This window comes from Streptomyces sp. NPDC048565 (assembly GCF_040650935.1).
Lineage (GTDB): Bacteria > Actinomycetota > Actinomycetes > Streptomycetales > Streptomycetaceae > Streptomyces.
On sequence record NZ_JBEZIH010000006.1, the window covers coordinates 20,888 to 44,896 of the forward strand.

The following is a 24,009-nucleotide window of genomic DNA, read 5'->3' on the forward strand; positions in this document are numbered from 1 at the left end:
GCTTCCGCGCCGGTCCAGGGCTGACCCGACACCCCCGACATCCGGAAAGAGAACACACGCATGAAGATCGTCGACGCGAAGGTCGTCGTCACGAGCCCCGGCCGCAACTTCGTCACCCTGAAGCTGACGACCGACGAGGGCCTCACCGGCCTCGGCGACGCGACCCTCAACGGCAGGGAACTCGCCGTGGTCAGCTACCTCACCGACCATGTGGCGCCGCTGCTCGTCGGCCTCGACCCGCACCGTATCGAGGACACCTGGCAGTCGCTGTACCGGGGGGCTTACTGGCGGCGCGGGCCGGTGACGATGGCCGCCATCGCCGCCGTCGACGTAGCCCTGTGGGACATCAAGGCGCAGGCCGCCGGCCTCCCGCTCTACCAGTTGCTGGGCGGCGCCAGCCGGGAACGCGTCGGCACCTACGGCCATGCCAACGGCCGGGACATACCCGAACTCCTCGACTCCGTACGGGCCAGGCTGGCCGAGGGCTACCCCGCCGTCCGCATCCAGTCCGGCATCCCCGGCCTCAAGGCCGTCTACGGGGTGTCCGACACCGACGACGCCGGTTCGCAGATCCTCCACCAGCAGGCCCGCCCCCTGGTGGAGGACTGGGACACCGACGCCTATCTGCGCCACATGCCGGCTGTCTTCGACGCGGTACGCGCCGAGTTCGGCGCCGAGCTGCCGCTGCTGCACGACGCCCACCACCGGCTCACCCCGATCCAGGCCGCCCGGCTCGGCAAGGATCTGGAGCCGTACCGGCCGTTCTGGCTGGAGGACTGCACGCCCGCCGAGAACCAGGAGGCACTGCGCCTGGTGCGCCGCAGCACCACCACGCCGCTGGCCATCGGCGAGGTGTTCAACACCGTCTACGACTACCAGGCCCTGATCACCGAGCAGTTGATCGACTACGTACGGTCGGCGGTCACCCACTTCGGCGGAGTCACGCCGCTGCGCAAGCTCTTCGACTTCGCCGCCCAGTACCAGATCAAGAGCGCCGTGCACGGGCCGGAGGACATCTCCCCGGTCGGGATGGCCGCCGCCGTCCACCTCGACCTCGCCATCCACAATTTCGGCATCCAGGAGTACTCGGGCCACACACCGCTGACCCAGGAGGTGTTCCGGCACTCCTACACCTTCACGGACGGGCACCTGCACCCGGGCGAGGCCCCCGGCATCGGGGTGGAGCTGGACGAGGAGCTGGCGGCGGCCCACCCGTACGACCCGGCGTATCTTCCGGTCAACCGCCTCCACGACGGGACCGTCCACGACTGGTGAGCCTGCCACCCGGGTGTGCGGGCCGCTGCCGTGCGAACGGGCCCGCGCAGGGGACGGGGGCGTACCCGTAACGACCAGGGCTCTGCGCGGTCTGCGTTGGTCATGCCCCCATGCAACCCGATGTGTGCGACAAACCGCGAACGACCGTGCGGCCCCTGTGGACAAAGTTGTCCACAGGGGCCGCGGAATTCGGCTGTCCGCAGGACGGTCGTGCCCTGAACAAGCACCACGAATCCACTTGACCGGCCGACGAGCAGCAGATCACCCTGCGCGGTCCCGCCGAACTTGCCGACGCCCTGCCCTACCTCATGGGCTTCCACCCGAACGGCAGCGTGGTCATGGTGGCCCTCAACGGCGGGCGGGGCCGCTTCGGAGGGCGGCTCAGGCCTTGGAAGGTTCCGTGGGTGGCGGCGTAGTGTCCGATGCCTTCTCGGACGAAAGCGGGCAGGGGCACCTCGCGGAACTCGCCGGCTTTCCTGTGCCTGAGGGGTTCCAGGGTGACGGTCCGGTCGTGGACCTGCTGGTGCACCCGGTGGACGTCTTTGGCGACCATGTTGTTCACGTTGACGGCGAGGGCCTCGCGGTTGCGCAGGCCATGCCGCCCATGAGGTCGACGATGAGGCGGAAGGCGTCGTCGTCGCGGGCTACGCGCAGCAGACCGAAGCGCTCCACCACGAAGCTGTCGAAGGTGAGCATCTTCCGCGAGCCGATCTCCGGATAGGCGTGAGTGCGCATCCGGGACTCGGTCGCGGCCTTCGTGCTGCCGGTGAGACCACGCTTGCGGGCGAACCATGCCTTCGCGTACTCCTCGAAGGTCATCTCGCCGAGCGTCTCCCGCTGTTCGGCGACACTCGCAGGGCTTGAAGAAGCTGCCCATGCCCCGCGCAAGCTTGTTCGACATGATTGTTACGGTCTCCTCTCCGGGTTCGGGCGTGACCGTGTAATCGGGCGCTGACCTGGGGTTATTGCTGACCTTCTGCTGACTCGCTGACCAGTAGTAAGCGTCTGACCTGCATAAACCCTCGACTGGGGCCATAACAGCCTGATCACGTGATGGCATCGGGAAGCTCCGCCCGTCATTTCGGCAGCCAGGGCCGTGCCATCATCGAGCATCGATCGACCAGTGGAGTCCGAGTTGGGAGGGCGCGTGGCGATGGAGGCCGGCCCTCGCGACACAGACAGAGACGCACCGGACACGCAGCACGAGGCAGGACGCCTGAGCCCTGACGGGCCGGACGAGCACCAGGTGGGCCCCGAGGTCGAGGTCGAGCTCCGCCCCGCCCGCCGACTGCGGATCTGGCAGCTCGCACCGATCGTCGGGCTGGCGGCGGTGGGCTCCCTGATGTTCGCCTTCCCGCTCGCCTTCGAGTTCGGCGGCGGCGGTGCCGTCGTGGCGATGCTGGGACTGCTGATCAGTTGCTGCGCCGCGGGCTGGGGCATGATGGCCGCGCGCCGCGTCGGCCACACCTGGCCCGGTCTGCCGGCCAGGGGGTCGAACGAGCGTCCCGACTGGCGCGTGATCGGGCTGTACGTCGCCGTGTGCGCCGCGCTGGTGGCCCTGGCCGTCTGGCGCGTGGCCCGTCTCCGCTCCTGAGCCGGCGGCCCTGCGGGCCCCCGGGTTTCGCGGGCCCCGGGTGCGGGCTCGTACAGTTGCACCGTGAGCACTTCGCAGATCACCTTCCTCAAGGGCCACGGCACCGAGAACGACTTCGTGATCGTTCCGGACCCGGACAACGCCCTCGACCTGCCGGTCTCCGTCGTCGCCCGGCTCTGCGACCGCCGGGCGGGCATCGGTGGCGACGGGCTGCTGCACGTCGTGCGGTCCGTGGCGCACCCGGAGGCACGGGCCATGGCCGGGCAGGCCGAGTGGTTCATGGACTACCGCAACGCGGACGGTTCGATCGCCGAGATGTGCGGCAACGGCGTGCGGGTGTTCGCCTGCCACCTGCGGCGCGCCGGACTCGTCGACGAGGGCGATCTGGCCGTCGCGACCCGGGGAGGGGTCAAGCGGGTGCACATCGCCAAGGACGGCGACATCACGGTCTCCATGGGGCGGGCCGAGCTTTCCGGGGACGGCGTCACGGTCACCGTGGACGGCCGCAGCTGGGAGGCCCGTAACGTCAACATGGGCAATCCGCACGCCGTCGCGTTCGTCGAGGACCTCGCGCACGCCGGAGAGCTCCGCTCCGTACCGCCGTTCGGCCCGCGGTCCGTCTATCCGGACGGGGTCAACATCGAGTTCGTCGTGGACCGCGGGCCCCGGCACGTCGCCATGCGCGTCCACGAGCGCGGTTCCGGCGAGACCCGGTCCTGCGGCACGGGCGCCTGTGCGGTCGCGGTCGCCGCGGCTCGCAGGGACGGCGTGGACCCGGCCGAGACCGGCGCCCCGGCGACGTACACCGTGGACCTGCCCGGCGGCACCCTGGTGATCACCGAGTACCCGGACGGCGGGATCGACATGACGGGGCCCGCGGTGATCGTCGCCGAAGGCGTGATCGACCCCTCCTGGCTCGAAACGATGACCGGTTAGAGCTTCGCTCGAATGGGTGATCCGTTTCACGCTGGGCGAGAGCTGTACTGCGCCACGTGGTGGGGTCGATAGCATCAAGCACCGGCCCGGGGGTGTATCCGCACCCACCGCCGGTCGACGTTGCCGGAGGTGCCCCATGAGCGCAGAGGCCACCAACCCAGGTGCTCCCCTTCGCAAGCGCGGTCGTCCACGGATCGATCTGCGCAGGCTGGGCCGAGTCGCCCTGCTCGGGCCGGTCTCCCGTGACCGGCTGCCCGACGCCATCGGGCATGTCGCGGAGGCCCATCGCGCGCACTACCCGGACGCCGACCTCGCCATTCTGCGCAAGGCCTATGTCCTGGCCGAGACCTCCCATCGCGGCCAGATGCGCAAGAGCGGCGAGCCCTACATCACCCACCCGCTGGCGGTGACCCTGATCCTCGCCGAACTCGGCGCTGAGACGACGACACTGACGGCCTCGCTCCTCCATGACACGGTCGAGGACACCGAGGTGACACTCGACCAGGTGCGCAAGGAGTTCGGCCACGAGGTCTGCTATCTGGTCGACGGCGTCACCAAGCTGGAGAAGGTCGACTACGGGGCCGCCGCCGAGCCCGAGACCTTCCGCAAGATGCTCGTCGCCACCGGGAACGACGTCCGAGTCATGTCGATCAAGCTGGCCGACCGGCTGCACAACATGCGGACGCTCGGCGTGATGCGCCCCGAGAAGCAGGCCAGGATCGCCAAGGTCACCAGGGACGTGCTCATCCCGCTCGCCGAACGCCTCGGCGTGCAGGCACTCAAGACGGAGCTCGAAGACCTCGTCTTCGCGATCCTGCACCCGGACGAGTACGAGCGCACGCAGGCCCTGATCTCCGCCTGGGACGGCGCGGAGGACCCGCTCACGGACATCGCCGACGGTGTCAGAGCGACCCTGCGGGAAGCCGGCATCAGCGCCGAAGTGCTCATCAGACCGCGCCACTTCGTCTCGGTCCACCGGGTGAGGGTCAAACGTGGCGAGATGCGCGGCACGGACTTCGGACGGCTGCTGGTGCTGGTCGGGGAGGACGCCGACTGCTACGCCGTCCTGGGGGAGCTGCACACCTGTTTCACCCCGGTCATCTCCGAGTTCAAGGATTTCATCGCGACTCCCAAGTTCAACCTCTACCAGTCGCTGCACACGGCGGTCGTCGGATCCGAGGGCGCGGTCGCCGAAGTCCTGATCCGCACACACCGGATGCACAAGGTCGCCGAAGCTGGGGTCGTCGCCCTCGGCAACCCGTACACCCAGGACGGCACCACCGCCGCGCACCAGACCGAACCCGCCGACGGCGAGCGCGCCGACCCGACCAGGCCCGGCTGGCTCTCCCGCCTCCTGGACTGGCAGGAATCGGCGACCGACTCCGACACGTTCTGGGCCACGCTGCGCGCCGACCTCGCGCAGGACCGTGAGGTCACGGTCTTCCGTACCGACGGGGGCACGCTCGGGCTGCCCGCGGGCGCCAGCTGTGTCGACGCCGCCTACGCGGAGTACGGCGACGAGGCGCACGGCTGTATCGGGGCCCGTGTCAACGGCCGGCTCGCCACGCTGAGCACCGTCCTGCACGACGGTGACACCGTGCAGCCGCTGCTCGCCCAGGACGCGTCGTCCGGCCCCTCCCCGGAGTGGCTGGACCACACGCGTACCCCTGCCGCCCGGATCGCGATCACGACATGGCTCGATGCACACCCGGACGGTGTGCAAGGACCCGGCCGGAGCAGGCCCGACGCACCCAGGCCGCAGGACCGGCCCGCCGACGGCGTGCCGGACAGCCGGGGGAGGTCCGCCGGCGGCGCCCCGACCGTCGCCGTCGACACACCTGGCGCACCGGTCCGTCTCGCCGGCTGCTGCACCCCCGTACCGCCCGACGGCATCATCGGCTTCACGGTGCGCGGCGGTGCCGTCACCGTGCACCGCGAGGAGTGCCCGGCGGTGGCCCGGATGCGGGCGGGCGGCCGGGCAGCCGTCGGAGCACACTGGAACGCGCCGGACGACCGGAGCGGCACCCCTGACTACCGGGTCACCCTCGTCGCCGAGTCCTTCGGGCGTCCCCGGCTCCTCGCCGACCTCACCGAAGCCATCGCCACCGCGGACGCGGCCGTCGTCTCCGCGACCGTCGAGCCGCCCAGTGAACAGCGCGTCCGGCACACCTACACGTTGCAGCTGCCCGACGCCGCAGGGCTGCCCGGCCTCATGCGGGCGATGCGCGACGTACCCGGCGTGTACGACGTGAGCCGCGCCCAGCAGCCCGCAGCCATGGGCTGACCGCGGGCCGTCCCGCCGCCGCTTCCTGCCGCCCCGTTCGGGTGGTGCGGCGCGCGCCACCCTCGTGTCAACGGCGCGCGCTGATAGCCGTAGTCCATGCCGCTCACCTCCCGCCGACTGCGCGCCGCCCTGCTGGCCACCGCGTCGGTCACCCTCGTCGCCGCGACCCTGCCCGCACCCGAACCGCTCGGCATCGGCGACCGTCTGTTCCCTCACCTGGGCAACCCGGGCTACGACGTGCTGTCGTACGACATCGCACTCGCCTACAAGGGCAGGAACACCGAGCCCCTCGACGCCGTCACCACCATCGACGCGCGGACCACCGCTCCCCTGGAGCGGATCAACCTCGACTTCGCCAGGGGCACCGTCCGGTCCGTCGAGGTCAACGGGCGGAACACGGAGTTCGCCACGGTGGGGGAGGACCTGGTCGTCGACGCGCCCTCCCGGCTCCCCGCGGGGGTGCCGCTGCGGATCACCGTCCGGCACACGAGCGACCCCTCGGGGGACCAGTCCGTGGGCGGCTGGGTCCGGACCGCCGACGGCCTCGCGATGGCCAACCAGGCCGACGCCGCGCACCGGGTGTTTCCCAGCAACGACCACCCCGCCGACAAGGCGTACTTCACCTTCAGGGTGACCGCACCGAAGGACCTCACGGTCGTGGCGGGCGGCCTTCCCACCGGGAAACAGGACCACGCGGGCACGACCACCTGGACCTACCGGAGCGGACACCCGATGGCGACGGAACTCGCCCAGGTGTCCATCGGCCGTTCCGCCGTGCCGCGCCGTACAGGGCCGGGCGGACTGCCCGTACGCGACGTGGTCCCGGCGGCAGACCGCGAGAAGCTGGAGCCCTGGCTGAAGAAGACCCCTGCGCAGCTGGACTGGATGGAGAAGCAGGTCGGCCCGTACCCGTTCGAGACGTACGGACTCCTGGTCGCGGACACCCGGACGGGCTTCGAGCTGGAGACACAGACCCTCTCGCTCTTCGAACGCTCCCTGTTCACCGGGACCGGATACCCGGAGTGGTACGTCGAATCGGTCATGGTGCACGAGCTCGCCCACCAGTGGTTCGGCGACAGTGTCTCCCCGGGGTCATGGTCCGATCTGTGGCTCAACGAGGGGCACGCCACCTGGTACGAGGCCCGCTACGCCGAGGAACACGCGAAGAAGCCGATGGAGCGCCGGATGCGTGAGGCCTACGCCGCCTCCGACAGCTGGCGCGCCGCGGGCGGTCCGCCGGCCCGTCCCGATGTGCCCACCCCCGACCACAAGATCAGCCTCTTCAGACCGGTCGTGTACGACGGCAGCGCGCTCGTCCTGTACGCGCTGCGCGAGGAGATCGGCGAGGCCGCCTTCGACCGCCTGGAGCGGACCTGGGTGCGCGCCCACCGGAACGGATCGGCGACCACCCGGCAGTTCACCGCGCTGGCGTCGAGGATCGCGGGACGGGACCTGACGGAGTTCTTCGACGGATGGCTCTACGGGAAGAAGACCCCGCCGATGCCGGGACACCCGGACTGGCGCAGCGGGGCGCCCCGGAACGCCGCGGCCGGAGGGGACCCCGCGAGGGCACCGAAACCCGAGTGACGACCCCGGCGGGGACATGCCACTATCGACCCGTCGGCACGGCGGCCGGCCGGTGGAGCCCTTCCGTGGGAATCTTCCGGCAGGGTCACGCGTTGTGACTGGCATATCGGACTTCTATCGACGTAAGGATCCAATGACCTCCTCTTCTTCCCTTCCCCAGGACGCGCAGGACGCGCGGAGCGCCACGGAAGACAACTCCGAGAGCCTCACCGAGGGCCTTCGGGCCGACGCCCTGATGGAAGAGGACGTCGCCTGGAGCCACGAGATCGACGGAGAGCGGGACGGCGACCAGCTGGACCGTTCCGACCGCGCGGCACTGCGCCGTGTGGTCGGTCTCTCCACCGAGCTCGAAGACGTCACCGAGGTCGAGTACCGGCAGCTGCGCCTGGAGCGCGTGGTGCTGGTCGGTGTCTGGACATCGGGGACCGCCCATGACGCGGAGATCTCCCTCGCGGAGCTCGCGGCCCTCGCCGAGACGGCGGGAGCCCAGGTGCTCGACGCCGTGTTCCAGCGGCGCGACAAGCCCGACCCGGCCACCTACATCGGCTCGGGCAAGGCGCTGGAGCTGCGCGACATCGTTCTCGAATCCGGGGCCGACACCGTCATCTGCGACGGTGAGCTCAGCCCCGGCCAGCTGATCCACCTGGAAGACGTCGTCAAGGTCAAGGTGGTCGACAGGACCGCCCTGATCCTCGACATCTTCGCCCAGCACGCCAAGTCCCGTGAGGGCAAGGCGCAGGTCTCACTGGCACAGATGCAGTACATGCTGCCGCGGCTGCGCGGCTGGGGTCAGTCCCTGTCCCGGCAGATGGGCGGCGGCGGTTCCAGCGGTGGTGGCGGCATGGCCACGCGTGGTCCCGGTGAGACCAAGATCGAGACGGACCGGCGTCGGATCCGCGAGAAGATGGCGAAGATGCGCCGGGAGATCGCGGAGATGAAGACCGGCCGGGAGATCAAGCGCCAGGAGCGCAAGCGCAACAAGGTGCCGTCGGTGGCGATCGCCGGATACACCAACGCCGGCAAGTCCTCGCTGCTCAACCGACTCACCGGCGCGGGCGTGCTCGTGGAGAACGCCCTGTTCGCGACCCTCGACCCGACCGTCCGTCGGGCAGAGACGCCGAGCGGCCGGCTCTACACCCTGGCCGACACCGTCGGCTTCGTGCGCCACCTTCCCCACCACCTGGTCGAGGCGTTCCGCTCCACCATGGAGGAGGTCGGCGAATCCGACCTGATCCTGCATGTGGTGGACGGCTCCCACCCGGTGCCGGAGGAGCAGCTCGCCGCCGTACGCGAGGTGATCCGGGACGTCGGCGCGGTCGACGTGCCCGAGATCGTCGTGGTCAACAAGGCGGACGCGGCGGACCCGCTGGTGCTTCAGCGCCTGCTGCGCACCGAGAAGCACGCGATCGCGGTGTCGGCGCGGACCGGCGCCGGCATGGACGAGCTGCTCGCGCTCATCGACGCCGAGCTGCCGCGGCCGTCCGTGGAGATCGAGGCGCTCGTGCCCTACATCCAGGGGGCGCTCGTCTCCCGGGTGCATGCCGAGGGCGAGGTGGTCTCCGAGGAGCACACCCCGGAGGGCACACTGCTCAAGGCGCGGGTCCACGAGGAGCTCGCAGCCGAGCTCGCCGTCTTCGTGCCGGTGGCGCACTGATCCGGTGACCCACTGACCCGGTGGCGCACTGATCCGGTGGACATACGAGAGGCCGGGCTCCCCTTCGCGGGGGAGCCCGGCCTTCTTTCGTGTGCGGGTCGGGTCCTACTGGCCCGCGTACTTCTTGCTGACGGCCTCGTAGACACCCTTGGCCTCGTCGCCCAGGCGGGGACCGGCCAGCCAGCCGGCCGTCACCGGGCCGATGGAGGTGTTGGAGACCAGCGCCGGCTTACCGTCCTGGCCCTTCGCGACCCAGCCGCCACCGGAGGAGCCGCCGGTCATCGTGCACCCGATGCGGTACATCGTCGGCTGCTCCTCGAAGACGGTGAGGCGGCCCGGCTGGTCGGTGCACTGGAGGGCCTTCTGGCCGTCGTACGGCGGGGCCGCCGGATAGCCGGTCGCCGTCATGCTGTCGATCTCGGGCACCGCCGGGGCGCTGAACTCCACGGGCAGTGCCGAACCGACCGTCTCCTCCAGGGACTTGCCCGTCGAGCCCTTCTCCGGAGCGACCTGCAGCACCGCGAAGTCGTACGGAGCGCCCTGACCGCCGGTCGCCGCGCCCTGGTTGATCCACTCGTCGGAGGTCTGCGCCCACTGGCCCCACCACACGCCGTACGGAGCGATCTCCTCCTTGGAGGCGTTCTGCAGCTCGGCCGTCGACTTCCCACTGTCGTTGTACGAGGGGACGAACGCGATGTTGCGGTACCAGCCGCCCTTCTTGCCCGCGTGCACACAATGCCCGGCGGTCCAGACCATGTTGGACTTGCCCGGGTGGGCCGGGTCCTGCACCACGGTCGCCGAGCAGACCATCGAACCCTCGGGGCCGTCGAACAGGAGCTTGCCGGACTCCGGCGCACTGTCGTGGTACGGCGTCCCCAGGTTCGTCGCGTCGACGGGTGCGGGGGTCGGGTCGGTCACGCCCTCGTCGCCGGAGATGTCGTTGTCGACGGGGTTCTCCGGGGGCTTCTCGGCGTCCCGCATCCGGTCCGGGTCCCAGAGGTCCTCGATGATGGGGTTGACGTAGTCCTTGGCCTCACGCAGCCACTTGTCCTTGTCCCAGTTCTTCCACTCGCCGTCCCTCCACTCGTCGAGGTCGATCCCGTGCTCCTTGAGCCGGTCCTTGAGATCGTCCGGGATCGCGACCTTCCCGTCGGAGGACTGGCCGGTGGAGCTGCCCGGCTCACTGATCGCGCCGTCGTCCTCGGGCCCGCAGGCCGAGGCGGTGAGCGTCAGGACAGCGGCAACGGCGGCCGCGGCGAACACCCGGGGGGCGCGACGGGCGCTCCCCCCGCGGCGAGTGGTATCGATCGGGCGCATGGGTCGCATCTGGTGATCCCCCTGGGACTTCGTCACTGACTCCGGTACCGCACTGCGGACTTGGCGTGCGCGGCACGGCCCTGCGGGCCGCGGCGTACCCCCCTCGGAGCGACGGCTCCGTCCCGAGTGCGGCCCCTACTATGCCGGTGCCGATGGGGACGGTGCGCGGCAGGGCCACGGTTCCGCCCGCGCAAGGATCTTCCGATTTACCCGTGATCTCCCGCGTTCCGTGTCGTTGGTACGTGCGGGGGACACCCGGACAGCGTTCATCGGCGCGGTCCGCCCACGGGAAACCGTGGTCAGGTGCAACGCAACTGTTACAGCAGGAGGACCGAACAGCCGTGGCCGTGACCGAACCAGCTCCGGTGTCACATCCCCCTGCGCACGAAGGGATCCTGCGGCGGCAGGCGTCGCGTGAGTCCGCGGCCCGTACTTACGCCCGCTCCCTGCCGATCGTGCCCGTACGCGCGCGGGGCATGACCATCGAGGGCGCGGACGGCAGGCGCTACCTCGACTGTCTGTCAGGTGCGGGCACGTTGGCCCTCGGGCACAACCACCCCGTGGTGCTCGAAGCCATCAGGAAGGTCATCGACTCCGGGGCGCCGCTGCACGTGCTCGATCTCGCCACGCCCGTCAAGGACGCCTTCACGACCGAGCTGTTCGCCACGCTGCCCCGTGAGCTGGCCGACAACGCCCGGATCCAGTTCTGCGGCCCGGCGGGTACGGATGCCGTCGAGGCGGCGTTCAAGCTGGTCCGCGCGGCGAGCGGACGCAGCGGACTCCTGGCCTTCACCGGGGCGTACCACGGGATGACCGCCGGCGCGCTGGCCGCATCGGGCGGTGCCCCGGACGTCGGGGTGACACGGCTGCCGTTCCCCCAGAACTACCGCTGCCCCTTCGGAGCCGGCGGGGAGCGGGGTGCGGACATCGCCGCGCACTGGACGCAGTACCTCCTGGACGACCCCAAGAGCGGTGTGCCCGCTCCTGCCGCCATGATCCTGGAACCGGTGCAGGGCGAGGGCGGGGTCAATCCCGCCCCGGACGGCTGGATGCGCAGGATGCGGGAGATCACCCAGGAGCGTTCCATCGCCCTCATCGCGGACGAGGTACAGACCGGGGTCGGCAGGACCGGCACTTTCTGGGCGGTCGAGCACAGCGGTATCGTGCCCGATGTGATGGTGCTCTCGAAAGCCATCGGTGGCTCGCTGCCTCTCGCGGTGATCGTCTACCGTGCCGAGCTCGACCTCTGGCAACCGGGTGCCCACGCGGGCACCTTCCGGGGCAACCAGCTCGCCATGGCGGCCGGTGCCGCCACTCTCGCGTACGTGCGGGAGAACCAACTCGCCGAACGCGCGGGGACGCTGGGCGCGCGCATGCTCGCCAGGCTCCAGGCGCTCGGTACTGACCATCCCAGCGTCGGCGACGTCCGCGGCCGCGGTCTGATGATCGGCATCGAACTCGTCGACCCCGAGGCCGATCCGCTCACCGTCACCGCGGAGAACGGCTCCGCCCCGCCACCCGATCCCGCCCTGGCCGCCGCAGTGCAGCAGGAGTGTCTGCGCCGCGGTCTCATCGTCGAACTCGGCGGACGCCACAGCGCCGTGGTCCGGCTGCTCCCTCCCCTCACTCTCACCGACGAACAGGCGACCGCGGTCGTCGACCGCCTCGCCGACGCGCTGAGAGCGGCCGAGCGCTCTCCGTACCGCCGGGCCGTTGCCGGGCCGACCCGCTGACCCCGGACCCCTCACAAGGAAGACCGCCGTGAACCCCACCCCTGCGCCCGAGGCCGACGGCCCCCTCACCAGCCAGCAGCGAGGACAGGACCTGCCGGAGGGCCCTCTCGCCGTCGAGTCGACGACCGTGCCGCGTCAGAAGGCCGGCCCGCACGGAACCCTGCGTGCCGGGACCGACCCCCACGCGGGCGCCGTCCCTGCCGACCGCCCCGGCCACACCGCCCAGGACCCGCTGGACCATCCGGACCCGCTGCGGGCCTCGGACTCGGCCGGTACGGAGAATCTGCTGCGCTGCTGGACCAGGGAGAACGACCTGCCGCGCCCGCAGGGAAACATCCTGCGCATTGCGCTCCCCGCGAGCGGCACCGCCCTGCTCGTCCCCGTCGCCCACTGGTCGGCGACGGGCTGGCACCGCTTCGGGACACCGCACCTGGAGAGCGCCCCCGAAGGCGCCCCGGGCGCCGACGCAGTCACGGTGGCCGCGCTGCTGAGTCGTGAGAGCGAGCGGAACACCGGAGTCGACCTGGTGGCCAGGGTGGCCGACTCCGTACGGCACACGGCCTCCTTCATCGAGGCCCGGCGCCGCACACCCACCGAGTCGCCCGAGGCCGACCTCTTCCTCACCGCCGAGCAGTCCCTCGTCCTCGGCCACCCCCTGCACCCCACGCCCAAGAGCCGCGAAGGTCTCTCCGAGTCCGAGACGCTGCTCTACTCGCCCGAACTGCGCGGCTCCTTCCCGCTCCACTGGATGGCCGTGGACCGTTCACTGCTGGCCACGGAGTCGGCGTGGACGAAGGCCGGCAGGCCGGTCTCCGCCGAGGCGCTCCTGGCGCCCCACGCCGAAGGGCTGAGCCTCCCCGAGGGGACCACGGCCCTCCCGCTCCACCCCTGGCAGGCCGCGGAGGTCCTGCGCCGTCCCGAGGTCGCCGCCCTGTGCGAGAAGGGCCTCCTGCACGACCTCGGTCCGCACGGCGTGCACTGGTACCCCACCTCGTCCGTCCGTACCGTGCACCGCCCCGGCTCCGACCTCATGCTGAAGCTGTCCCTGGGCGTACGCATCACCAACTCGCGCCGGGAGAACCTCCGTAAGGAGCTCCACCGCGGAGCCGAGGTCCACCGGCTGCTGCGCACCGGCCTCGCCGACCGGTGGCGGGAGGCACACCCGGGCTTCGACATCGTGCGGGACCCCGCCTGGCTGGCCGTCGACCGGCCGGACGGCAGCCCCGTCCCCGGCCTCGACGTGATGCTCCGCCACAACCCGTTCGGCCCGGCCGACGACGCGGTGTGCATCGCCGGGCTCACCGCCCCCCGCCCGTGGCCAGGCCGCTCCGGCACGCACTCACGGCTCGCCGACACGGTCTCCTCGCTGGCCGCCCGCACGGGCAGGTCCACCGGGGCGGTGAGCGCCGAGTGGTTCCTGCGTTACCTGGACCGTGTGGTCCTCCCCGTCCTCTGGCTCGACGCCCACGCCGGGGTCGCCCTGGAGGCCCACCAGCAGAACACGCTCGTACTCCTCGACGCGGACGGCTGGCCCGTCGGCGGCAGGTACCGCGACAACCAGGGCTACTACTTCCGCGAGTCCCACCGGGCCGCACTCGAGAGCCGGCTCCCGGGCATCGGCGCCGTCAGCGACACCTTCGTCGCCGACAGCGTCACCGACGAGCGGCTCGCCTACTACCTCGGCATCAACAACGTGTTCGGGCTGATCGGCGCCTTCGGCGCCCAGCGGCTCGCCGACGAACGGCTGCTCCTCGCCGCGTTCCGCCGCTTCCTGGAGGGCGCGGCGGGGCTGGGCTCCTCGCTCCCCTCCTACCTCCTGGAGACCGACAAGCTCCGCTGCAAGGCCAATCTGCTGACCCGGATGCACGGACTGGACGAGCTCGTCGGGCCGGTCGACACCCAGTCCGTGTACGTCACCATCGCCAATCCGCTCCGCGGCGACGAGGCCTGACCGTCTGGACCCACGAGAGGAGAGCGTCACGGTGCATCAAGCCGATGCCCACCCCGATGCCGGTGCCGTCCCGCCCGACGCCACCGGTACCGAGGACACCCTGGAGCTACGGCTCACCGAGGAGCTCCTCGCCCTGCTGGGTGAGAGCCCTCCGGCAGCCAACGACGCCTCCGCTCTCGTGGGCAACCCCGGCGCCTGGAGTCCGGTCACCACGCCCGCCGGGGTGTTCCAGCTCGTCGCGGTGGAGCCCGAGCGCGACCTGGGCGTCATCAGCCGCTGGATGAACGATCCGGCAGTCGCCGCCTTCTGGGAGCTATCCGGACCTGAGCCGGTCACCGCGGCGCACCTGAGCGGGCAGCTCGCGGGGGACGGCCGCAGTGTCCCCTGCCTCGGCATCCTCGACGGCAGGCCCATGAGCTACTGGGAGATCTACCGCGCCGATCTTGACCCGCTGGCCCGCCACTACCCGGCACACCTCCATGACCTGGGCGTCCACCTCCTCATCGGCGGTGTGGGCAACCGAGGACGGGGCGTCGGGACCGTGCTGCTCAGGGCCGTCTCCGACCTCGTACTCGACAACCGGCCGCTCTGCGGACGTGTCGTCGCGGAGCCGGACCTGCGCAACACCCCGTCGGTGTCCGCGTTCCTGAGCGCCGGCTTCCGGTTCTGCGCGGAAGTGGACCTGCCCGACAAGCGAGCCGCCCTGATGGTCCGCGACCGAGCCCACCGTGACCGCCTGTGAACAACATGCCGCACCGCACAGCCCGCTCGAACCCCATCGGTCCCACCCGGAGGAGTCCCCGTGCCGTCATATCCTGCGAGCCACCAGCCGGCGAAGTCCCATGCGCCGTTCGACACCCCGGAACTCAACCGGATCGTCTGGGACCGGGTGGCGGTGAGACTGCTCGCCAAGATGCTCGGTGAGTTCGCGTACGAGGAAGTCATCGAGCCCGTGCCCCGAAGGGAAGGAGGCGAGGGGCGGAGCGGTGACCACACCCTGACGCTCGACGACGGCGCGACCCTGAGCTTCCACGCCCGGCGAGGTGTCTACGGCAGCTGGTACGTCGACCCCGAGACGATCCGCGAGGTCGGCGCCGAGAACACGCCCACCGACGGCACGCCCTTCCGCGACCCGCTGCGCTTCCTCGTCCGTGCCCGCCGTCTCCTCGGTCTCGACGGCGCCACGCTCGGCCACCTCATCCGTGAGCTCACCGTCACACTGACGGCCGACGCCCGGCTCGACCACACCGCACTGCGCGCGGGGCAGCTCGCCGAGCTCCCGTACGCCGAGCTCGAAGGCCACCAGACAGGACACCCCTGGCTCGTGGCGAACAAGGGCCGCCTCGGATTCTCCGCCGCCGACGCCGCCCGCTTCGCACCGGAAGCCCGCTCCGCCACCTCACTGCCCTGGATCGCCGTCAGCACCCGGATAGCGAGCTACCGGGGTGTGGGCGGTGTCGCCACCCCCGGTGACCTCTACGACCAGGAACTCGACCAGGGCGTCCGGGATTCCTTCGCCGCGCTCCTGCGCGCCCGGGGTCTGGACCCCGCCGACTTCCTGTTCCTCCCCGTGCACCCATGGCAGTGGGACGAATGGATCGTGCCGCTCTTCGCCCCCGCCATCGCCGGCGGCGAGATCGTGCCCCTGCACGCCGATGACGACCTCCGGCTGCCGCAGCAGTCGATCCGCACCTTCACCAATGTGGCCCGGCCCGACCGGCACACGGTCAAGCTGCCCCTGTCGATCCTCAACACCCTCGTCTACCGGGGCCTGCCGACCGAACGCACCCTCGCCGCCCCGGCCGTCACCGCCTGGGTCCAGGGCCTGTGCGAAGGTGATCCGTTCCTCCGTGACACCTGCGGTGTCATCCTGCTCGGTGAGGTCGCCTCGGTGTCCGTCGAGCACCCGCTCTACGACCACCTCCCGGAGTCTCCCTACCAGTTCAAGGAGATCCTCGGCGCGATCTGGCGGGAGCCCCTCCAGCCCCGGCTCGCACCCGGCGAACGCGCCCGCACGCTGGCCTCGCTGCTGCATACGGACCCCGAGGGCCGTTCCTTCACCGCCGAGCTCGTCGCCCGCTCGGGACTGACCCCGGCCGTCTGGCTGACCCGGCTGTTCACCGCGCTGCTGCCCCCGCTGCTGCACTTCCTGTACCGCTACGGCACGGTGTTCTCCCCGCACGGAGAGAACGCCATCGTCGTCTTCGACGAGAACGACGTCCCCGTACGGCTCGCGATCAAGGACTTCGTCGACGACGTGAACGTCAGTGCCCGGCCGCTGCCCGAGCACGCGACCATGCCCACGCACGTCCGGGACGTCCTGCTCGCGGAGGATCCCTCCTTCCTCACCCAGTTCATCCACTCGGGACTCTTCGTGGGTGTCTTCCGCTATCTGTCGCTCCTGTGCGAGGAGCAACTGGACCTACCTGAGGGTGAATTCTGGTCACTCGTCCGTGCCGAGGTCCTCAGGCACCACGCCCGGTTCCCCGAGCTCAAGGAGCGGTTCGAGATCTTCGACATGCTGACGCCGACGATCGAGCGCCTGTGTCTGAACCGTAACCGTCTGCATCTGGACGGCTACCGGGACCGGCCGCAGCGCCCGCACGCCGCCGTCCACGGCACCGTCCCCAACCCGCTCCACCCCTCCGCGTGAGTCCGGGACGGACCGCTGCTGTCGGTGGGGCGCCGTAGGGTGGACGCGCTATGACGAAGCCATCTCTTCCCGAGCTCCTCCACGCCGCCGTCACCGCCGTCGGCGGCACGGAACGCCCCGGCCAGGTCTCCATGACCGAGGCCGTCGCCGAGGCTGTGGACGACAACGCCCATCTGCTCGTCCAGGCCGGCACCGGCACGGGCAAGTCTCTCGGCTACCTGGTGCCGGCGCTGGCCCACGGCGAGCGGGTCGTGGTGGCCACCGCGACGCTGGCCCTCCAGCGCCAGCTGGTGGAGCGGGACCTTCCGCGCACGGTCGACGCGCTGCACCCGCTGCTGCGCCGGCGGCCGCAGTTCGCGATGCTCAAGGGCCGGTCGAACTACCTCTGCCTGCACCGGCTCCACGAGGGGGCGCCGCAGGACGAGGAGGAGGGGCTCTTCGACCAGTTCGAGGCGGCGGCGCCGTCGAGCAAGCTGGGCCAGGACCTGCTGCGGCTGCGCGACTGGTCGGACGAGACGGAGACCGGCGACCGGGACGACCTGACGCCGGGAGTCTCGGACCGTGCCTGGTCCCAGATCTCCGTCTCCTCGCGCGAGTGCGTCGGCGCCACCAAGTGCGCGTACGGCGCCGAGTGCTTCGCGGAGGCGGCCCGTGAGAGGGCCAAGCTCGCCGACGTCGTCGTCACCAACCACGCCCTGCTCGCGATCGACGCGATCGAGGGTGCTCCTGTGCTTCCCAAGCACGAGGTGCTCATCGTCGACGAGGCCCATGAGCTGGTCTCCCGGGTCACCGGGGTGGCCACGGGGGAGCTCACCCCCGGCCAGGTGAACCGTGCGGTGCGCCGTGCGGCGAAGCTGGTCAACGAGAAGGCGGCCGACGCCCTGCTGACCGCGTCGGAGGGGTTCGAGCGGGTCATGGAGCTTGCGCTCCCCGGGCGCCTCGAAGAGGTGCCGGAGGACCTCGGCTACGCGCTGATGGCCCTGCGTGATGCCGCGCGTACGGTGATCTCCGCCCTCGGCGGCACCCGGGACAAGTCCGTCCAGGACGAGGACGTGGTGCGCAAACAGGCCATGGCGTCGGTGGAGTCCATCCACAGCGTCGCGGAGCGCATCACGCAGGGCTCCGAGTACGACGTCGTCTGGTACGAGCGGCACGACCGCTTCGGAGCGTCCGTCCGGGTCGCGCCGCTGTCCGTGTCCGGGCTGCTGCGCGAGAAGCTCTTCGCCGACCGCTCGGTGGTGCTGACCTCTGCCACGCTCAAGCTCGGCGGCGACTTCAACGGCGTGGGGGCATCCCTGGGGCTCGCGCCCGAGGGCACGGCGGGCGACGACATCCCGCAGTGGAAGGGCCTCGACGTCGGCTCGCCCTTCGACTATCCGAAGCAGGGCATCCTGTACGTCGCCCGGCACCTGGCCACTCCCGGCAGGGAAGGATCCCGCACCGACATGCTCGACGAGCTCGCGGAGCTGGTGGAGGCCGCGGGTGGACGCACGCTCGGCCTGTTCTCGTCCATGCGGGCGGCCCAGGCGGCAGCCGAGGAGCTGCGTGGACGACAGGACAAGCCGGTCCTGCTCCAGGGCGAGGAGACGCTCGGGGAGCTCATCAAGAACTTCGCGGCGGACCCGGAGACCTGTCTGTTCGGGACGCTGTCCCTCTGGCAGGGCGTCGACGTCCCAGGACCGAGCTGTCAGCTCGTGATCATGGACCGGATTCCGTTCCCCCGGCCCGACGACCCGCTGATGAGTGCCCGGCAGAAGGCGGTGGAGGACGCCGGCGGCAACGGCTTCATGGCGGTGGCGGCGACCCACGCCGCGCTGCTGATGGCGCAGGGCGCGGGCCGGCTGGTCCGGGCCATGGGTGACAAGGGTGTGGTCGCGGTGCTCGACCCCCGGCTGGCCAACGCCCGCTACGGCAGCTATCTGCGCGCTTCGCTGCCCGACTTCTGGTACACCACGGACCGCAATCAGGCGCGGCGCTCGCTCGCGGCCATCGACGCGGCGGCCAGGAGCGCGCAGTGAGCTGAGGGCGGCGCGGACGCGTCAGGGCCCCGGGATCGGCGCAGGGATCCCGGGGCCCAGTTCGAACCGGCGGAGGTCACACCCGCCGCAGCACCGCCACGACCTTGCCCAGGATCGTCGCCTCGTCACCGGGAATCGGCTGGTAGGCGGAGTTGTGCGGGAGCAGCCACACATGGCCGTCCTCGCGCTTGAACCTCTTGACCGTGGCCTCGCCGTCCAGCATGGCTGCCACGATGTCGCCGTTCTCCGCGACCGGCTGGCGGCGCACCGTGACCCAGTCCCCGTCCATGATCGCTGCCTCGATCATCGAGTCACCGACGACCTTCAGCACGAAGAGCTCGCCGTCACCGACTAGCTGGCGGGGGAGCGGGAAGACGTCCTCGACCGACTCCTCGGCGAGGATCGGCCCGCCGGCGGCGATCCGGCCGACCAGCGGGACGTACGAAGCGGCGGGCTTCCCCGTGGTGTCGGTCGGCTGTGTGCTGGGCTGGTCCGAACCCCGCACCTCGTAGGCCCGCGGCCTGTGAGGGTCGCGGCGCAGGAAGCCCTTACGCTCCAGAGCCATCAGCTGGTGGGCGACGGAAGAGGTGCTGGACAGCCCCACGGCCTGACCGATCTCGCGCATCGACGGGGGATAGCCCCGACGCTGCACCGAATCCCTGATCACCTCGATCACACGCCGCTGCCGGTCCGTGAGCCCGGAGCTGTCCGCCCGGATTCCTGGAGGGCGTCCGGGCAAGGAGCGTGCGGCTCGGGTGGGCTCGGGCCCCTCCGCGTTCATGACTGAGTCATTCATGGCATGCACCGGCTCAAGTCGGCTCTGGGAGCGGTGGTCCTGGGCAGTGATGGTGGCACTGTCTGCGGTGGTGGTCACGTCGGCCCCTCTCGAATGGTCTCCCTAGTTAGGCAACGGTAGTAGCTTTCGAAAGGTTGCGCCAAACACACGTTCGAGTGAAAAACAAATAAAGGTCTATCACGCGCTTGCCGAGAGGTGTATGAGCCAAGTGCGAAGGGCCGGAATCGAGCCCCGTTCCCCGGGGTCACGCTAGCGCTCCGCCGGTCCCTTCCGGTGCGCGGGGTGGGGGTTCCGGGCGGTCCGCCGCCCCGCTCCCGGGTGTCGCACGGGTCCGCCCCGGCGGGCGGACCCGGCGGGGTCGCGGTGTCGCGCCTCCCGTACCCTCTTGCCGGGCCGTAGGCTGCCCGCGGCCCCGGGAAACGCGCGACACGCGCGGGGGGTAGAGGCGGAGTAAAACCCTAGATGTAGTGGTTGCATTGCTGTAGCCGCCCACAAGTAGTGGTCCCCGGTCCCTCGGAGTCGAGTTCATCGCCTATGCTGGTGACTGTCCTCAGGGGCCCGAACCGGGCACGGAGGGCTATTCAGTCGTGCTGTGAAGGAGGGTTCGGAGACATGCACTGCCCCTTCTGCAGGCACCCCGACAGTCGGGTCGTGGACAGTCGCACGACGGACGACGGGACGTCGATCCGACGGCGCCGCCAGTGCCCCGACTGCTCCCGTCGCTTCACGACGGTGGAGACCTGCTCGCTGATGGTGGTCAAGCGCAGTGGCGTGACCGAGCCCTTCAGTCGTACCAAGGTCATCTCAGGGGTTCGTAAGGCGTGCCAGGGCCGTCCAGTCACCGAGGATGCCCTGGCGAAGCTCGGCCAGCGGGTCGAGGAGGCCGTGCGGGCCACGGGGAGCGCCGAGCTGACGACGCACGACGTGGGTCTGGCCATACTCGGCCCCTTGCAGGAGCTCGACCTCGTCGCGTATCTGCGTTTCGCGTCGGTGTACCGCGCGTTCGACTCGCTCGAAGACTTCGAGACCGCTATCGCGGAGCTCCGCGAGGAGCGGCCCCGTGCAGAACAACGCGGGAGCGGCGAGACCCTCGAGGTCCCCGCGCCCGCCGCAGTCGCCGCTGATTGATCACGGAGCCGGCCGGCAGGGCGGCAGAGCCGGCGGCAGGCGGCACCAGACCTGCTCCGAGACGCCGTGCGCGGCGTCAGGAGCATCAGACACACACTGTGCCCTGGGAAGAACTGGGCACTTCAGGGCGTTTTTGCCCACATATGGGAGGCGGCATGACAGAGACGGCGAGCGGCCCGGCACGAGGTTCCCGAACCAAGGGAGCCAAGTCGACTGCGACCAAGCAGGGCCTGCGCATCGAGCGCATCCACACGACGCCTGGCGTGCATCCGTACGACGAGGTCGCGTGGGAGCGCCGTGACGTCGTCATGACCAACTGGCGCGACGGCTCGGTCAATTTCGAGCAGCGTGGCGTCGAGTTCCCCGACTTCTGGTCGGTGAACGCGGTCAACATCGTCACCAGCAAGTACTTCCGGGGGGCTGTCGGCACGCCGCAGCGCGAGACCGGTCTGCGGCAGCTGATCGACCGGATCGTGAAGACGTACCGGAAGGCCGGCGAGGACAACAGCTACTTCGCTTCCCCCGACGAGGCCGAGATCTTCGAGCACGAGCTGGCGTACGCCCTCCTGCACCAGATCTTCAGCTTCAACTCCCCGGTGTGGTTCAACGTCGGAACGCCCCAGCCGCAGCAGGTCTCGGCCTGCTTCATCCTGGCCGTCGACGACTCCATGGAGTCGATCCTCGACTGGTACAAGGAAGAGGGCATGATCTTCAAGGGCGGCTCGGGCGCAGGCCTGAACCTGTCCCGTATCCGCTCCTCCAAGGAACTGCTGTCCTCCGGCGGCAACGCCTCGGGACCGGTCTCCTTCATGCGGGGCGCGGACGCCTCCGCCGGAACGATCAAGTCCGGTGGCGCCACCCGTCGCGCGGCCAAGATGGTCATCCTCGACGTCGACCACCCCGACATCGAGAACTTCATCGAGACCAAGGTGAAGGAGGAGGAGAAGATCCGCGCCCTGCGCGACGCGGGCTTCGACATGGACCTGGGCGGCGACGACATCACGTCCGTCCAGTACCAGAACGCCAACAACTCGGTCCGTGTGAACGACGAGTTCATGAAGGCCGTCGAGGCCGGCGGGAAGTTCGGCCTGCGCGCCCGGATGACCGGTGACGTCATCGAAGAGGTCGAGGCCAAGTCCCTCTTCCGCAAGATGGCGGAGGCCGCGTGGGCCTGCGCCGACCCCGGCATCCAGTACGACGACACCATCAACAAGTGGCACACCTGCCCGGAGTCCGGCCGCATCAACGGCTCGAACCCCTGCAGCGAGTACATGCACCTGGACAACACCTCGTGCAACCTGGCCTCGCTGAACCTGATGAAGTTCCTCAAGGACGACGGCGAGGGCCACCAGTCCTTCCAGGCCGAGCGGTTCGCCAAGGTCGTCGAGCTGGTCATCACCGCGATGGACATCTCGATCTGCTTCGCGGACTTCCCGACCCAGAAGATCGGCGAGAACACCCGCGCCTACCGCCAGCTGGGCATCGGCTACGCCAACCTGGGCGCCCTGCTGATGGCCACCGGGCACGCGTACGACAGCGACGGCGGCCGTGCGCTCGCCGGAGCCATCACCTCGCTGATGACCGGCACGTCCTACCGGCGCTCCGCCGAGCTCGCCGCGGTCGTCGGCCCGTACGACGGCTACGCCCGCAACGCGGCCCCGCACCAGCGCGTCATGAAGCAGCACTCGGACGCCAACGCCGTGGCCATCCACGTCGACGACCTGGACTCGCCGGTCTGGGCCGCCGCCACGGAGGCCTGGCAGGACGTGATCCGCCTCGGCGCGAAGAACGGCTTCCGCAACGCCCAGGCGTCGGTCATCGCCCCGACCGGCACCATCGGTCTCGCGATGTCCTGCGACACCACCGGCCTGGAGCCCGACCTCGCGCTGGTCAAGTTCAAGAAGCTCGTCGGCGGCGGCTCGATGCAGATCGTCAACGGCACGGTGCCGCAGGCCCTGCGCCGTCTCGGCTACCAGCCGGAGCAGATCGAGGCGATCGTCGCCCACATCGCCGACAACGGCAATGTGATCGACGCCCCCGGCCTCAAGACCGAGCACTACGAGGTCTTCGACTGCGCCATGGGCGAGCGTTCCATCTCGGCCATGGGCCACGTCCGGATGATGGCGGCCATCCAGCCGTGGATCTCCGGCGCGCTGTCCAAGACGGTGAACCTTCCGGAGACGGCCACCGTCGAGGACGTCGAGGAGGTCTACTTCGAGGCGTGGAAGATGGGCGTCAAGGCGCTCGCGATCTACCGCGACAACTGCAAGGTCGGCCAGCCCCTCTCCACCAAGAAGTGGGAGGAGAAGAAGGCCGAGGTGACCGAGAAGACCGAGGACACCATCCGTGCCGCGGTCGAGAAGGTCGTCGAGTACCGCCCGGTCCGCAAGCGTCTGCCCAAGGGCCGTCCCGGCATCACCACCTCCTTCACGGTGGGCGGCGCAGAGGGCTACATGACCGCCAACTCCTACCCGGACGACGGTCTCGGTGAGGTCTTCCTGAAGATGTCCAAGCAGGGTTCCACCCTCGCGGGCATGATGGACGCCTTCTCGATCGCGGTCTCCGTCGGTCTGCAGTACGGCGTGCCGCTGGAGACCTACGTCTCCAAGTTCACCAACATGCGCTTCGAGCCGGCCGGTATGACGGACGACCCCGACGTGCGGATGGCGCAGTCGATCGTCGACTACATCTTCCGCCGCCTGGCGCTCGACTTCCTGCCGTTCGAGACGCGCTCCGCGCTCGGCATCCACTCGGCCGAGGAGCGCCAGCGTCACCTCGACACCGGTTCGTACGAGCCGGCGTTCGGGGACGACGAGCTCGGTGCGGAGAGTCTGGTGCAGTCCGCTCCCGTGCAGACCCAGCCGCTGAAGGCGGTCGCGTCGCCCGAGGAGAGCCCTGCGGAGAAGCCGGCCCCCAAGGCCGCGCACACCTCGGCCGAGCTGGTCGAGATGCAGCTCGGCATCAGCGCGGACGCGCCGCTGTGCTTCTCGTGCGGCACGAAGATGCAGCGCGCCGGATCCTGCTACATCTGCGAGGGCTGCGGCTCGACCAGCGGATGCAGCTGACACCTGACACCGGTCATC

The 24,009-nt window shown here is 70.2% G+C and carries 17 protein-coding genes and 1 pseudogene; 14 read left to right on the top strand and 4 right to left on the bottom strand.

Annotated elements, in window-relative coordinates:
* The first annotated feature begins 60 nt into the window (after positions 1-60).
* Together manD and AB0C75_RS09515 are read left to right on the top strand one after the other, a co-directional pair.
* Positions 61-1,275: a D-mannonate dehydratase ManD gene (manD, locus tag AB0C75_RS09510; protein WP_362888721.1), complete on the top strand. Its 1,215-nt coding sequence runs from the start codon at positions 61-63 to the stop codon at positions 1,273-1,275.
* 215 nt (positions 1,276-1,490) lie between these two features.
* A pseudogene (locus AB0C75_RS09515) lies at positions 1,491-1,661 on the top strand (DUF4192 family protein); the annotation flags it as partial.
* On the opposite strand, the gene AB0C75_RS09520 reads toward AB0C75_RS09515, so the two are convergent.
* Both AB0C75_RS09520 and AB0C75_RS09525 read right to left on the bottom strand, forming a co-directional pair.
* Positions 1,577-1,828, bottom strand: coding sequence for a hypothetical protein (locus tag AB0C75_RS09520; protein WP_362889196.1), 252 nt, complete (start codon positions 1,826-1,828; stop codon positions 1,577-1,579). The pseudogene AB0C75_RS09515 and the gene AB0C75_RS09520 overlap by 85 nt on opposite strands.
* Positions 1,829-1,833: 5 nt before the next feature.
* Positions 1,834-2,094 (bottom strand): hypothetical protein, encoded by a 261-nt coding sequence (locus tag AB0C75_RS09525; RefSeq protein WP_362888723.1) that lies wholly within the window; start codon positions 2,092-2,094, stop codon positions 1,834-1,836.
* Between the two features lie 334 nt (positions 2,095-2,428).
* On the opposite strand from AB0C75_RS09525, the gene AB0C75_RS09530 reads away from it, so the two are divergent.
* The 5 genes from AB0C75_RS09530 to hflX all read left to right on the top strand — a co-directional run bounded on the left by AB0C75_RS09530 (position 2,429) and on the right by hflX (position 9,330).
* Positions 2,429-2,869: a hypothetical protein gene (locus AB0C75_RS09530; RefSeq protein ID WP_362889159.1), complete on the top strand. Its 441-nt coding sequence runs from the start codon at positions 2,429-2,431 to the stop codon at positions 2,867-2,869.
* 63 nt (positions 2,870-2,932) lie between these two features.
* Positions 2,933-3,805 carry a diaminopimelate epimerase gene (gene dapF, locus AB0C75_RS09535; RefSeq protein ID WP_362888725.1) on the top strand — a complete coding sequence of 291 codons (873 nt, stop codon included), beginning with the start codon at positions 2,933-2,935 and terminating at the stop codon, positions 3,803-3,805.
* Between the two features lie 136 nt (positions 3,806-3,941).
* Positions 3,942-6,089 (top strand): HD domain-containing protein, encoded by a 2,148-nt coding sequence (locus AB0C75_RS09540; protein ID WP_362888727.1) that lies wholly within the window; start codon positions 3,942-3,944, stop codon positions 6,087-6,089.
* Positions 6,090-6,185: 96 nt separating this feature from the next.
* The gene (locus tag AB0C75_RS09545; protein WP_362888729.1) at positions 6,186-7,676 is read left to right on the top strand and encodes a M1 family metallopeptidase; all 1,491 of its coding nucleotides are present in this window, start codon (positions 6,186-6,188) and stop codon (positions 7,674-7,676) included.
* Between the two features lie 133 nt (positions 7,677-7,809).
* Entirely contained in the window at positions 7,810-9,330 is a 1,521-nt protein-coding gene (gene hflX / locus AB0C75_RS09550) for a GTPase HflX (RefSeq protein WP_362888731.1), read from the top strand.
* A gap of 105 nt (positions 9,331-9,435) precedes the next feature.
* On the opposite strand, the gene AB0C75_RS09555 is transcribed toward hflX, so the two are convergent.
* A complete protein-coding gene (locus AB0C75_RS09555; RefSeq protein ID WP_362888732.1) occupies positions 9,436-10,647 on the bottom strand; it encodes a hypothetical protein in 1,212 nt (403 codons plus the stop codon).
* A 341-nt stretch (positions 10,648-10,988) separates the two neighbouring features.
* Between AB0C75_RS09555 and AB0C75_RS09560 the strand changes: the two genes are divergently transcribed.
* From AB0C75_RS09560 to AB0C75_RS09580, 5 genes are read left to right on the top strand one after another with little or no spacing between them, the layout of a single operon-like run.
* Positions 10,989-12,380, top strand: coding sequence for a diaminobutyrate--2-oxoglutarate transaminase family protein (locus tag AB0C75_RS09560; RefSeq protein WP_362888734.1), 1,392 nt, complete (start codon positions 10,989-10,991; stop codon positions 12,378-12,380).
* Between the two features lie 28 nt (positions 12,381-12,408).
* Positions 12,409-14,331 (top strand): IucA/IucC family protein, encoded by a 1,923-nt coding sequence (locus AB0C75_RS09565; protein ID WP_362888736.1) that lies wholly within the window; start codon positions 12,409-12,411, stop codon positions 14,329-14,331.
* Positions 14,332-14,362: 31 nt separating this feature from the next.
* On the top strand, positions 14,363-15,073 hold the full coding sequence (locus AB0C75_RS09570; RefSeq protein ID WP_362888737.1) for a GNAT family N-acetyltransferase: 711 nt from the start codon (positions 14,363-14,365) through the stop codon (positions 15,071-15,073).
* A 60-nt stretch (positions 15,074-15,133) separates the two neighbouring features.
* Positions 15,134-16,984 carry an IucA/IucC family siderophore biosynthesis protein gene (locus AB0C75_RS09575; RefSeq protein WP_362888738.1) on the top strand — a complete coding sequence of 617 codons (1,851 nt, stop codon included), beginning with the start codon at positions 15,134-15,136 and terminating at the stop codon, positions 16,982-16,984.
* A 50-nt stretch (positions 16,985-17,034) separates the two neighbouring features.
* Positions 17,035-19,002 carry an ATP-dependent DNA helicase gene (locus AB0C75_RS09580; RefSeq protein ID WP_362888739.1) on the top strand — a complete coding sequence of 656 codons (1,968 nt, stop codon included), beginning with the start codon at positions 17,035-17,037 and terminating at the stop codon, positions 19,000-19,002.
* A 76-nt stretch (positions 19,003-19,078) separates the two neighbouring features.
* Here the strand turns inward: AB0C75_RS09580 and lexA are convergent, their stop codons facing one another.
* Positions 19,079-19,876, bottom strand: coding sequence for a transcriptional repressor LexA (gene lexA / locus AB0C75_RS09585; RefSeq protein ID WP_362888740.1), 798 nt, complete (start codon positions 19,874-19,876; stop codon positions 19,079-19,081).
* A 534-nt stretch (positions 19,877-20,410) separates the two neighbouring features.
* Here lexA and nrdR point away from each other — a divergent pair.
* Positions 20,411-20,926 carry a transcriptional regulator NrdR gene (gene nrdR, locus AB0C75_RS09590; protein WP_362888742.1) on the top strand — a complete coding sequence of 172 codons (516 nt, stop codon included), beginning with the start codon at positions 20,411-20,413 and terminating at the stop codon, positions 20,924-20,926.
* A 155-nt stretch (positions 20,927-21,081) separates the two neighbouring features.
* A complete protein-coding gene (locus AB0C75_RS09595; RefSeq protein ID WP_362888744.1) occupies positions 21,082-23,991 on the top strand; it encodes a vitamin B12-dependent ribonucleotide reductase in 2,910 nt (969 codons plus the stop codon).
* Positions 23,992-24,009: the final 18 nt, after the last annotated feature.

Coding starts and splice junctions, on each gene's coding strand:
- AB0C75_RS09545 (WP_362888729.1), top strand. CDS start 6,186: ATGCCGCTCACCTCCCGCCGACTGCGCGCCGCCCTGCTGGCCACCGCG.
- AB0C75_RS09555 (WP_362888732.1), bottom strand. CDS start 10,647: ATGCGCCCGATCGATACCACTCGCCGCGGGGGGAGCGCCCGTCGCGCC.
- AB0C75_RS09530 (WP_362889159.1), top strand. CDS start 2,429: ATGGAGGCCGGCCCTCGCGACACAGACAGAGACGCACCGGACACGCAG.
- AB0C75_RS09525 (WP_362888723.1), bottom strand. CDS start 2,094: ATGACCTTCGAGGAGTACGCGAAGGCATGGTTCGCCCGCAAGCGTGGT.
- nrdR (WP_362888742.1), top strand. CDS start 20,411: ATGCACTGCCCCTTCTGCAGGCACCCCGACAGTCGGGTCGTGGACAGT.
- AB0C75_RS09580 (WP_362888739.1), top strand. CDS start 17,035: ATGACGAAGCCATCTCTTCCCGAGCTCCTCCACGCCGCCGTCACCGCC.
- AB0C75_RS09540 (WP_362888727.1), top strand. CDS start 3,942: ATGAGCGCAGAGGCCACCAACCCAGGTGCTCCCCTTCGCAAGCGCGGT.
- AB0C75_RS09520 (WP_362889196.1), bottom strand. CDS start 1,828: ATGGTCGCCAAAGACGTCCACCGGGTGCACCAGCAGGTCCACGACCGG.
- hflX (WP_362888731.1), top strand. CDS start 7,810: ATGACCTCCTCTTCTTCCCTTCCCCAGGACGCGCAGGACGCGCGGAGC.
- AB0C75_RS09595 (WP_362888744.1), top strand. CDS start 21,082: ATGACAGAGACGGCGAGCGGCCCGGCACGAGGTTCCCGAACCAAGGGA.
- manD (WP_362888721.1), top strand. CDS start 61: ATGAAGATCGTCGACGCGAAGGTCGTCGTCACGAGCCCCGGCCGCAAC.